Origin of the sequence: Aquimarina algiphila (assembly GCF_007489275.1) — a bacterium.
GTDB lineage: Bacteria > Bacteroidota > Bacteroidia > Flavobacteriales > Flavobacteriaceae > Aquimarina > Aquimarina algiphila.
The window spans coordinates 1-10,892 of the sequence record NZ_VLNR01000115.1; the positions used below are offsets into that span (position 1 = coordinate 1).

Here is a 10,892-nt window from a genome sequence, read left to right on the forward strand (position 1 = left end):
GAGAATCCAGTAAAACAGTAGATATTACCATTACAGGTGATCAAACCGTTGAAATAGATGAAACACTTACACTAACCTTATCGAATCCAACAGGTACAAATGTCATTATAGGAGACAGTACTGGTACTGGTACTATTACCAATGATGATCAGGCTACTGTGACGATAGCAGATGTTGCTGTGAATGAGAACAGTGGCACAGCAACCATTACTGTTATTGTAGACAATGCAGTAGATGGTGGATTTGATGTAGATGTTAGCACAGCAGATGGAACAGCAACAACAGCTGATAGTGATTATACTGCAGTAACAGCTCAGACACTTACTTTTGCAGGAACGGCTGGCGAGTCAGAAACTTTTAATATTACCCTTGGCGGAGATACCAAAGTAGAAGCTGATGAAACCACATTCATAAGCATGAGTGGTTTAAGCCCTGGAACGGTTGCCTCTGGCGATATAGATGTTACAGATGGAGCTACGCTGACCATAAACAATGATGATCAGGCGACAGTAACTATCGCTAATGTAAGCGGCAATGAAGATGATGGTGCCATTACCGTGACTGTTATAGTGGATAACGCTATAGATGGTGGGTTTGATGTAGATGTTAGTACGGCAGATGGAACAGCAACAACGGCTAATAGTGATTATACTGCAGTAACAGCACAGACTCTTACTTTTGCAGGAACGGCTGGAGAAACAGAAACCTTCACAATTACCCCTACGGCTGATGCAACTTCTGAACCAGACGAGACCGTAATTATAGGAATGAGTGGGCTTTCCCCTTCAACGGTTGCTTCAGGAGATATTAATATCACCGATGGTGCTACATTGACAATCTTGAATGATGATGCAGCGGTACTTTCTATTGTAGCCACTACACAAGCAGCAGAAAATACTACTAATGGATTATTTACTATAAGTACTACAAATCAATTTAGTACTCCTGTGACAGTCAATCTTTCAGTAACAGGAACTGCAACTTCGGGAACAGATTTTACTGCTTTGGGTACAACCTTTATATTCCCTGCTAATACCAATTCTGCGACAATCAATGTGCCTGTGATTGCTGATAATCTGGTTGAAAGTAATGAAACCGTTATTGTAACATTAACAGGAACAAACAACGGTATTGTTACTATTGGTAGCGCAGATAATGCTACTGTTACCATTACGGACGATGATGTAGCTTTACTTTCTATCACAGCCACAACACAGGCAGAAGAAGGCACTACTAATGGAGTGTATACAGTGAGTACCACGAATGAGTTTAGTACTCCTGTTATGGTTACTATTTCAACAACGGGAACAGCTATTTCGGGAACAGATTATGATGATTTAGGATCTAGTTTTATGTTTCCGGCCAATACTTCATCTATGACCATTCCATTATCAGTTATTGATGATAATATTGTAGAATTAGACGAAACTGTAATCCTTACTATGACTAATACTAATAATACCAGTGCAACTATTGGGACTACTGATGAAGCAACAATTACTATAACAGATCCTGATATTGCGACCATTACTATAGAAGATGTAAATGCTAATGAAGATGATGGTGCAATAACAATAATCGCCACTCTGGACAATGAAGTTCCTGGAGGTTTTACTGTGGATGTAAACACAACTGATGGAACAGCTACAATAGATGATAATGATTATACCGCAATTATCAATCAAACACTTTCATTTACGGGAAATGCAGGTGAAGTACAAACATTTACTATTTTACCTACAGAAGATGCTACTCCAGAATCTGATGAAACTGTAACCGTTACCTTATCTAATCTAGCTAATACTTCGATAGAAATTAATAGTACAGATAGTGCACTAATCACCATTCTTAATGACGACAATTTAGATATCAGAGTATATCCAAACCCAACAGCGGGAGAAGTAAACATTAATATACCTTTAAATCTGGTACTTGTTTATAACGTAACGGGAAAAAAGGTTTTTGAAACGAAGAACAATTCTTTCTCTATTGCAGATCTTCCTTCTGGTATATATTTTATCAGAATAAAGACTATAAATGGTAGTATCGAACGAAAACTAATAAAACTTTAATCTTTAGTTTATATATTTTTATTTAATTAGAAAACCCCTCTTTTATAGAGGGGTTTATTGTTTCAAAAATTTAATCCGTAATCATTTCTTATTAAAATTATGATAAAATCATATGTATAGAATGGTAGACACGTCCTAAAGAAGAATAATTTATTTACTTTTAGAATCAAATATCCTTGTTATGTATTCGCACAGACTCATTTTTAGTATAAGTATCCTAATTTTATATTCTTGTAAACAACAACCAAAACATGAAGAAATTGCACTGGTTGAAACAGTAGAAAAAACACCTTTTACAGCAAGTGAAGTTATCGAATACAAAAACTTTGAGTCAAAATATGTAGATACTCGCCATGTTGAAGTTTTCTTACCTACGGGTTATGATGCTACTTCAAAAGAAAAGTATAAAGTGTTGTACATGCATGACGGGCAAAATGTATTTAATGCAAAAACATCATATACAGGTATTGATTGGGGTGTAGACGAAGCTATCGATAGCTTGTTAGGAATACAAAAGATTAAAAAAACTATCGTCGTAGCTCCATGGAATACTGTAAAAAAGCGTTTTTCTGAATATATGCCCAAAGCACCAGCTGCACTTACCTCATCGCCCGAGGCTAAAGCTACATTAAAGGAAAACACAGGATATGATGATTTGTATTCTGATGCATATCTTAAATTTTTGGTAGAAGAATTAAAACCGTTTATTGATAAGACTTATAATGTGTCTACCAAAAGAGAAGATACTTCGATTATGGGATCATCTATGGGTGGACTCATATCCCTATATGCTATTTGCTCTTATCCAGAAGTTTTTGGAGCAGCGGGTTGCGTCTCTACGCATTGGCCAGTTCCTGTATTGGGAGAAGCTTATATTGGTACATTACCCAATACCCTTCCGGATCCGTCTACTCACAAAATATATTTTGATTTTGGAACAAAAGGCTACGATGCACAATATGAACCGTTTCAAAGTCATGTGGATTCAATAATGAGCGCCAAAGGATATACAGAAGGGTCAAACTGGATTACAAAAAAGTTTGAAGGAGCTGATCATAATGAAAAAAGCTGGAACGATAGAGTGCATATTCCTCTCGAATTTCTTTTACAATAATATACAAAATCGATATTCAAAAAATTCATCAATTCTAAAGATAATGCGAATACAACAATGAATAAAATCTTTCTTTTTATAGTACTTACATTTCAAGTACATCTCCTTTTTGCACAAGAGCAGAAATTTACACGACAAGATACGCTTAGAGGTTCGATAACCCCAGAACGAGAATGGTGGGATTTAACCTATTATCACTTGGATATAAAGGTGAACCCGGATAAAAAGACAATTTCTGGTAAAAACACCGTATTTTATAAAGTACTAAAAGCTCATGATGTCATGCAAATTGATTTACAACCTCCTTTGAAAATCAAAAAAGTGATTCAAGATGGAAAAGAATTAGCTATAACATCTGAAGGTAATGCACATTTTATAAAACTCGAAACTCCTCAGCAAGAAAACAGCATCAAATCTGTAACCATTTTTTATGGTGGTAAACCCAGGGAAGCTGTTCGTGCTCCTTGGGATGGTGGTATCTCATGGAAAAAAGACGAGAATAAGAAACATTTTGTAGCTTCTTCTTGTCAAGGATTAGGAGCAAGTGTTTGGTGGCCCAATAAAGATCATATGTATGATGAAGTAGATAGTCTTTTGATCAGTGTTAATGTTCCCAAAGATCTTATGAATGTATCTAATGGCCGATTACGTAAAGTAGAAGAACTTGATAATAACACTAAAACATTTCATTGGTTTGTAAATAATCCCATCAATAATTATGGAGTAAATATTAATATTGGAGATTATGTACATTTTGGAGAGCAATATGAAGGTGAAAAAGGCACTTTGGATATGGATTATTATGTACTAAGAGATAATCTGGATAAAGCAAAAGAACAATTTAAGGATGCTCCAAAGATGATGAAAGCTTTTGAGCACTGGTTTGGTCCTTACCCCTTTTATGAAGATAGTTTTAAATTGGTAGAGGTTCCTTATCTGGGTATGGAACATCAAAGTTCTGTAACCTATGGTAATAAATATGTAAATGGATACCTGGGGAATGATCTATCTGCCTCTGGATGGGGACTAAAATTTGATTTCATCATCATTCATGAATCCGGGCATGAATGGTTTGCTAATAATATAACCTATAAAGATGCGGCAGATATGTGGGTACATGAAGGATTTACAGCATATTCAGAAAGTCTGTTTTTAGACTATCACTACGGATCAAAAGCTTCATCAGAATATGTAATTGGTACCAGAAGAAGTATTCAAAATGACAGACCTGTTATCGGTTTTTATGATGTAAATAAAGAAGGATCCAGTGATATGTATTTTAAAGGATCAAATATGCTTCATACCCTTCGTCAATTGATAGAAGATGATGAAAAATGGAGAACAATCCTAAGAGGTCTTAACTCCACATTTTATCATCAAACCATTACTACTCAACAAATAGAAGATTATATCAGTAAAGAGACCAAAATCGATCTTACTCAGTTTTTTGATCAATATCTTAGAACTACCAAAATTCCAACTCTCGAATATACTTTTGAAAAAGGAAAGTTGAAATATCGATACGTAAATATCATAGAAAAATTTGATATGCCTGTTCGTCTTTTTATTGATGACACTCCACAATGGGTACAGCCCAATGCAACATGGCAAACAAAAGAATTTAAAGGAAATACGTTACGTGTTGATCCTAATTTTTATGTGAATGTTAAACCCTTATAAAGAAATGAAGATATATTTCCCTCAATGGCAAGGATCTGGTTCGGGTAAAAATATTGAACCCGGAGCAAAAGCAATATTGGATTATTTGGATGACCCAGAGTTTATTAACATTCCATTATCTACAATCCCAGCCGGAGAACACGGAGTTCAAAAGCATTATATCAATAATTATGATGCCATTACAGAACAATTATCTCGATTGAAGAAAGAAATCCATACTTCTCAACCTTCAATAATACGAACTATTGGTGGAGATTGTGGTCTGGAGATTGTTCCTGTATCTTATTTAAATAAAAAATATCCTAATCTAGGTGTAATCTGGTTTGATGCCCATGCAGATATTAATCGCCCGTGCGATTCACCTAGTTGTAATTTTCATGGTATGCCACTAAGAACATTACTCGGTGAGGGAGAGGAAAAAATGGCTCCACTCCTATCTTCAACTATTCTAGCTTCTCAAATTCACTATATTGGTTTACGGGATATTGATGATACAGAGCAAAAACGTATAGATACTGATAGTATATATGCACCTAAGAAAATTAATGTAGATGACCTTATTCAGACTTTAGTTTCTAAAAATATAACACATCTTTATTTACATTTTGATTTTGATTGTTTAGAGCCTAACGATTATAACAAAACATACTATCAAGTTGCTGATGGAGTAAAAATCAAAGATGCCGAAATGTGTATTAAAGCATTACAAGAAAATTTTACTATTGTAGGAAGTAGCGTATTAGAATCCATAACTACGGCTCAAAAAGAGCTTAAACCTATTGAGAATATTATTAATTCGTTAATCCGAAATTAAATATGAATGGTGTCCTAAAATACTTATCTATTATATTTAGTATAGGTTTAATAGCAAATTGTAATCCATCAAAATCTAAAAACACTCCAGTACAAAAACAAAAAAACGAAGTATTAGTTCTAGGTACGATTCATAGTGGCCATCATACTGATAGTGTTTATAACATTGCATATCTGGACAAATTAATACGGCAAATACAACCCGATTATATCCTTGCTGAGATTCCACCAGATCGTTTTAAAGAAGCAGTTAAAGGCTTTAAAAGAGATGATAGTATCTCAGAACCCAGAGTAATGCGTTTTCCTGAGTATGTAGATGTAGTTTTTCCACTTACCAAAGAAATGAATTTTGAAATTATACCTACTGCTGGATGGACACAACCTATGGCACAAGAGAGAAGCCAGAAGCTAAGAGCCATTAGTAAAGATTCTTCGAGAGTTGTAGATTGGAAGGCATATCTGAAAGCAAACAAACGCTCTGATTCTGCATACAAGGCAACCGGAAAAGTAAATGACCCTTACTTTATTCATACAGATACTTATGATAGCATTCAGGATATTAGTTTACAGGTATACAACAAATTGTTTAATGTAGAATTAGGTCTGGGAGGATGGGATAATATCAATATTGCGCATTACTGGAATATTGAAAAGGCATTAGAAAAACATCGATATAAAGGAAAAAGAATACTTATTATTTATGGAGCTGGTCATAAAGGGTGGTTTCTTCGGGAATTACGTAAACGTGATGATATTAAAATACTGGAAATGAAATCTTTTTTAGATGCAATACAATAAAAATTATACATGAAAGCAGTCGTATACGAATCATTTCAGGGGCCATTAACCATCCAAAATGTTCCTGATCCTACTCCACAAGACAATGGAGTGGTCATTAAAGTAAAAGCAACCGGTTTATGTAGAAGTGATTGGCATGGTTGGATGGGACATGATCCTGATATAGAATTACCTCATATTCCTGGTCATGAACTGGCAGGTGTTATAGAAGCCATCGGTAAAAATGTTCTCAATTTTAAAATTGGTGATCGTGTTACCGTTCCTTTTGTCTGTGGTTGTGGCACATGTATGCAATGTACTTCGGGAAATCATCAGGTCTGCGATTCGCAATCTCAACCAGGGTTTACACATTGGGGTTCTTTTGCAGAATATGTGAGTATCGATTATGCCGATACGAATCTGGTAAAACTTCCTGATGAAATTAATGATGTAACCGCTGCTACTTTGGGGTGTCGATTTATTACTTCGTTTAGAGCTATAGTAGAACAGGGTAAAGTTTCTGCTGGACAATATGTTGCCGTACATGGTTGTGGCGGAGTTGGATTATCTGCTATTATGATTGCTAATGCTCTTGGAGCACAAGTAATTGCTATAGATATCAATGAAGACACATTGGCGTTAGCTAAGAGCCTGGGAGCTTTTACTACTGTAAATGCAAGAAAGCATGATTACATCCCAGAACATATCACATCGATTACTGATGGAGGTGTTCATGTATCTGTTGACGCATTAGGAAGTGCTATAACATGTTTTAATTCTATATCTAACCTTAGAAAAAGAGGTAAACATATCCAGGTCGGTTTAATGACTGGTGATCATCAACATCCTAAAATTCCTATGGATAAGGTACTCTCTGATGAATTAGAAATTATAGGTAGTCATGGAATGCAAGCATATAAATATCCAGAGATGTTGAACATGATCAAAAATGGTAAATTATATCCAGAAAAACTTATAGAAAAAACGATTACATTAGAAGATGCAATTACCGCACTACCCAATATGAATACTTTTGATAATAAAGGTATGCAAGTGATTAATTCGTTTTGATAATGAGTATTATATGCAACCACAAATTATAAAATGATATCACACCTCATCCCCTTTATTGCTGCATTCATTTTAGGCATGTCAAAATCAGGTCTTAAAGGAATGGGAATTGTTATTGTAACGTTAATGGCATTAGTTCATGGTGCAAAAGCCTCTACAGGAATATTATTGCCTCTCTTGATTTTTGCTGATATTTTGGCGGTGATTTATTACAACAGACATGCACGTTGGAATTATCTTTTGAGATTTCTTCCATGGATGATAGGTGGTGTGCTTATCGCTGTATTTATAGGAAAGAATCTTCCCGAAAGTATCTTTAAAAAGGGTATGGCTGTAATTATCATCATTAGTGTAATCATTATGTTTTTTGGAGATCGATATAATCAAAAGAATATTCCTAACAAACTATGGTTTATTGGATCTACAGGATTTGCCGCAGGGTTTACTACTATGATTGGAAATCTGGCAGGAGCATTTACAAATATTTTTTTCATGGCAACTCGTATTCCAAAAAATGAATTTATCGGCACTGCTGCATGGCTTTTTTTTATCATTAATCTCTTTAAATTACCTTTTCATGTTTTTAGCTGGAAGACTATAAGTTTGCAAACACTAACGATTGATTTATATTTAATTCCGGGGGTTATATTAGGCTTCATTATTGGTATTAAAGCCGTAAAAAGATTTAAGGATCACCAATATCGAAAGTTTATCCTAATTATGACCGCAATCGGAGGGTTTGTAATTTTATTTAAATAAATATCATAATTGAATACTAATACACAGAAGAACAGTATAAATGAAATTAGCATTTGACGTACAATACTATGAAACTCATGCAAAATCTGTTTGCGTATGCTTTGATAACTGGAACGATGATCTCCCTACTAATATTATAGTGAAAGAAGTACAAGACATTGCTCCTTATGTTCCTGGAGAATTCTACAAAAGAGAACTTCCCTGCATCACTACAATAGTACAAGAATTTGATCTAAAACATATTACATGTATTATTGTTGATGGTTATGTTTACCTCGATGATCACAAAAAATTAGGTTTAGGAGGGCATTTATATGAGGAATTGGATCATAAAATTCCAATAATCGGAGTTGCAAAATCCAGTTTTCATGATAATAAAAAACATGTACATGAAGTATATAGAGGGGAAAGTACAAAACCTCTTTATGTAACTGCTGTAGGAATCGATCTAGAAGAAGCAAAAAATCATATACTATCAATGCATGGTAATTATAGAATGCCAACACTCTTACAAATATTAGATACAACGACTAAAGAGAAATAAAACTATATACTATGAAAGTAAAAGTAGGCCTGGTTCAGGATAGTCCAGTTTTTTTTGACAAAGATAAAACGATTAAAAAAATAGAACAGCTTACTCAAAAGTATGCTAAAGAAGGGTGTGAACTGTTGATTTTTCCTGAATCCTTTATTCCTGGGTATCCTAGAGGGTTTTCTTTCGGAGCAAAAATCGGAAGTAGAACTGATGATGGAAGAGCTCTTTATGCTGAATACGCTAAAAACAGCATCGATCTCGAAAGTGAAGATCTTAAAAGACTAGAGAAATTATCTAAATCCAATAATATTTACCTGGTCATTGGAGCTACTGAAAAACAAGAAAAGAACGGGACGTTATATTGTTCTATGTTATATATCTCTCCTTCTGAAGGTCTATTAGGCGTACACCGAAAGATAAAACCTACGGGGACAGAAAGAATTATTTGGGGAGAAGCTGCTGGAGAATCTTTAGTTACATTCAAAACAAAAATCGGAAAACTGGGAGGCCTCATCTGTTGGGAAAATTATATGCCATTAGCCAGAATGTCTATGTATAAAAAAGGGGTCGAAATTTATATCGCTCCTACTGCTGATTCTCGAGAAGAATGGACTTCTACCATGAAACATATCGCTCTAGAAGGCAGGTGTTTTGTTTTGGGATGTAATCAATTCTATACAAAATCAATGTATCCAGAAAAATATCAATCTTTAGTAGAAAATGAACCTGAAGATATGTGCCCGGGAGGCAGTATTATTGTTTCTCCTTTGGGTAAAGTAATTGCTGGTCCTTTATTTAATACGTCAGGAGTTTTAGTGGCAGAATTAGATTTGGATGAAATTAGCAAAAGTAAACTTGACTTTGACGTCATTGGTCATTATTCGCGAAATGACATTTTTCAGTTTAGCGTAGAAGATCAACCAGAAATACAACAAGAACGAAAAAGTTAATACAATTAAGACTTTTATTGGTGCTTGGTTAAGGTTTAGTTAATTAACGTTATGTCCCCAATAAACCGATTTCATTTTATCTAAATTGAAGTATTAATCAATTTAAATTTATATATCATGAAAAAGAAACAGCTAAAAAAGCTAAAGCTTAACAAAAACACGATTTCTAAAATTGGCGCAGAAAAAATTCAAGGAGGAGGAACACATCCTGGCTATAGTACAGCATGCGATTCTAGTTTAAATCTTGAATGTAATTTAGGATGCGCAACGGGAGATTGTCAAACTCAAGGATGTTAATTCCTTGGTTTATTAAAATAAAAGAACCGTCAAATTTAAGTTTTTGGCGGTTTTTGCTTTTCAAAACAATTGATTTGAATACTTTAGCTTCAGAGCATAAAGAATGAAAAATGAAATCCACAACATTTCCTGAATTATACACCAAAAGATTATTACTACGACGATTAAAAGAAAGTGATGCTGTAAACATTCAATTCCTGCGATCTCATGATGCTGTAAATACATTTATAAAAAGAGCAAAGACCGATACGATAGAGGAAGCAATTACTTTCATTACTAATATCAATACAAAAATTGACAATAATGATATACTATTTTGGAGTATTACTGAAAACAATAGCTCCGAATTAATTGGTACTATATGCTTATGGAACTTCTCAGAAGACAGAAAAATTGCCGAAGTAGGATATGATTTACATCCCAATTTTCAGGGAAGAGGAATTATGAGCGAAGCATTATCTTGTATTCTACACTATGGATTCGAACAACTTCGACTCGATCAAATTGAAGCCTTTACGCATAGAGAAAACATTCCTTCAAAAAAACTCTTGACGCGTCATAACTTCATTCTTATGAAAGAAAGAAAAGATGAAGGTAATCTTGATAATATTATTTTTTCAAAATCAAGAAACTAATTAACTATTGATCTTTAAAATGAAATACAATAGCTAATCAACGATATTATATTTAAGTTTTTTAACCCGTTGTGCATTTAGAAAAAGTTGCGCAAACTGCTAAAAGGCAGTAAATTGTAGTTACGACACTATAATTCATATGCACAACTTTCAAGCAAATTACGATAAAATACTCAAGGTTTTAAAAGG

Annotated in this window: 11 protein-coding genes; all 11 read left to right on the plus strand. The window is 34.3% G+C overall.

Going from position 1 to position 10,892, the window contains the following annotated elements:
* A partial coding sequence (locus tag FOF46_RS29470; RefSeq protein WP_143919024.1) for a beta strand repeat-containing protein occupies positions 1–2,072 on the plus strand: 2,072 nt, incomplete at its 5' end.
* A gap of 181 nt (positions 2,073–2,253) precedes the next feature.
* A complete protein-coding gene (locus tag FOF46_RS29475; RefSeq protein ID WP_143919025.1) occupies positions 2,254–3,186 on the plus strand; it encodes an alpha/beta hydrolase in 933 nt (310 codons plus the stop codon).
* Positions 3,187–3,243: 57 nt separating this feature from the next.
* Positions 3,244–4,866 (plus strand): M1 family metallopeptidase, encoded by a 1,623-nt coding sequence (locus FOF46_RS29480; RefSeq protein ID WP_143919026.1) that lies wholly within the window; start codon positions 3,244–3,246, stop codon positions 4,864–4,866.
* A gap of 4 nt (positions 4,867–4,870) precedes the next feature.
* A complete protein-coding gene (locus tag FOF46_RS29485) occupies positions 4,871–5,680 on the plus strand; it encodes an arginase family protein (RefSeq protein WP_167572001.1) in 810 nt (269 codons plus the stop codon).
* Between the two features lie 2 nt (positions 5,681–5,682).
* Complete coding sequence (locus FOF46_RS29490) at positions 5,683–6,477, plus strand: hypothetical protein (protein ID WP_143919028.1); 795 nt, start codon at positions 5,683–5,685, stop codon at positions 6,475–6,477.
* 9 nt (positions 6,478–6,486) lie between these two features.
* Positions 6,487–7,527 carry a zinc-dependent alcohol dehydrogenase family protein gene (locus FOF46_RS29495; RefSeq protein WP_143919029.1) on the plus strand — a complete coding sequence of 347 codons (1,041 nt, stop codon included), beginning with the start codon at positions 6,487–6,489 and terminating at the stop codon, positions 7,525–7,527.
* A gap of 33 nt (positions 7,528–7,560) precedes the next feature.
* On the plus strand, positions 7,561–8,286 hold the full coding sequence (locus FOF46_RS29500; RefSeq protein WP_143919030.1) for a sulfite exporter TauE/SafE family protein: 726 nt from the start codon (positions 7,561–7,563) through the stop codon (positions 8,284–8,286).
* A 40-nt stretch (positions 8,287–8,326) separates the two neighbouring features.
* Complete coding sequence (locus tag FOF46_RS29505) at positions 8,327–8,830, plus strand: endonuclease V (protein ID WP_143919031.1); 504 nt, start codon at positions 8,327–8,329, stop codon at positions 8,828–8,830.
* An 11-nt stretch (positions 8,831–8,841) separates the two neighbouring features.
* Positions 8,842–9,771 (plus strand): carbon-nitrogen hydrolase family protein, encoded by a 930-nt coding sequence (locus FOF46_RS29510; RefSeq protein ID WP_143919032.1) that lies wholly within the window; start codon positions 8,842–8,844, stop codon positions 9,769–9,771.
* A 117-nt stretch (positions 9,772–9,888) separates the two neighbouring features.
* Complete coding sequence (locus tag FOF46_RS29515; RefSeq protein ID WP_109436951.1) at positions 9,889–10,068, plus strand: hypothetical protein; 180 nt, start codon at positions 9,889–9,891, stop codon at positions 10,066–10,068.
* Positions 10,069–10,178: 110 nt separating this feature from the next.
* A complete protein-coding gene (locus tag FOF46_RS29520) occupies positions 10,179–10,703 on the plus strand; it encodes a GNAT family N-acetyltransferase (protein WP_143919033.1) in 525 nt (174 codons plus the stop codon).
* Positions 10,704–10,892 lie beyond the last annotated feature (189 nt).